We start from the raw sequence: 1408 nt of genomic DNA on the forward strand, positions 1-1408 counted from the left end.
GGGGGTGCCTTGGGGGGTGGTGTTCGGGCGTGTGGGGCAGTTCGCGGTGTCGCGTTCGCGTTGGACGCGGTCGACGAGTCGTCTGACCTCGACCGCGGCGAGGGCGCGAGCGTCGACGAGGGTGCTGGCGCGAAACGGGATGCTGTAGCGGACGGGACGACCGCCGTTGGCGCGGGACTGGGCCTGGGCCTTGGCCCTTTCCTGCGCGGCCACCGAGGAGTAGACGGCGCCGGCGCCGGGGTTGGTGCAGCGGAGACTGCCGGAGACGCGTTCGCCGGTGACGGGGAACGTGCCGCGGCTGCTGGTGCACGAGCCGGCGGGCCGGCCGCCGACGGTGAAGGTGGCGCGCAGTACGGCGGTGACCTTGCCGCCGGTGACGCGCTGCTCGCGGGCCTTGGCGGACACCTGGCCGGTGAACCTCTGGTCGACGGAGCAGCCTCCGGCGCCGCAGCTCAGCTTCCCCGAGCCGCTGAGGGTGAAGTTGATGCCGCGGTCGGTGGCGTTCTCGAGCTGCTTGGTGCGCTTGAGCAGTTCGTCGAACATCGGCTTGACGTCGTCGCCGGTGATGGGCGTGAGGTCCATGCCTTCGGCCTGGCCCCCCGCGAGCGGTCCGGTGGTCACGCGCGGGATCTCGGCCGGCGTCTCGCCCTCGCGGTACTGGTCGAGGGCTTCGCGCGGGTCGTAGGACTCCAGGCGGAGTACGCGGTGCGGTCGGTCCCTGGTGACCAGCAGCCGGCCGGCCGGGGTGTTCACGGCGCGCGCGGGTGTGCCCTGCACACTGCGGGGGCGTTCCTCGGCCGCCCGGGATTCCGGGGGCGGGTTCCTGGCCTCCTCGGCCAGTGCCTTGGCCAGGACGTCCGCGAGCTCCGGCGGCGGGAGGGTGCGTTCCAGGGACTCCTTGACGAGGGTGGAGCCGTCGTCCAGGCCGGCCATCCACGCGCTGGGCTTCTCGCGTGCGCCGGGCCCCGCCCCGAGTCCGGGAGCGGGGTCCTTCTGCCAGCGCAGGAACGTCTTGCCGCCGACGCTGAGCAGGTCCCGGTCGTGTCGGCGGTTGCCTGAGCCGGTGGTGCCGTACTTGCTGCCGCCGGCGGTGACGGTGATCTCGTTCTCGGTGATCCCGAAGGCGGAAGTGTCCTTGTAGCGCAGGCCCTCGGCGGTCGCCAGGTCGTCCACGGCCTCGCGGAACGGCTTGAGGTCGTGACGCGACGTCTGCTTCTTCCGCGCGGTTCCGTCAGAGCCGCTGCCGCCGAAGAGTCCGGCGCCGGCCGCCACCAGCACGCCCGCGACCAGCGCCAGGACGACGGTGAGCGCACCGCCCAGCATCAGCCAGGCGCGTTGTCGTGTCGTCCGGGTGCGAGGCCGTCGGAGTCCGGGGCCGCGCGGCGGCGGTGGCGGCCTTGCGCAGGCG

1 protein-coding gene is annotated in these 1408 nt (G+C 73.4%); it reads right to left on the reverse strand.

What is annotated here, in order from left to right:
* Positions 1–1323: hypothetical protein (locus tag FNX44_RS26890; RefSeq protein WP_143651569.1), on the reverse strand; the 1323-nt coding region annotated here is incomplete at its 3' end.
* Positions 1324–1408: the final 85 nt, after the last annotated feature.

The sequence above is a fragment of the Streptomyces alkaliterrae genome (assembly GCF_007097205.2).
Lineage (GTDB): Bacteria > Actinomycetota > Actinomycetes > Streptomycetales > Streptomycetaceae > Streptomyces > Streptomyces alkaliterrae.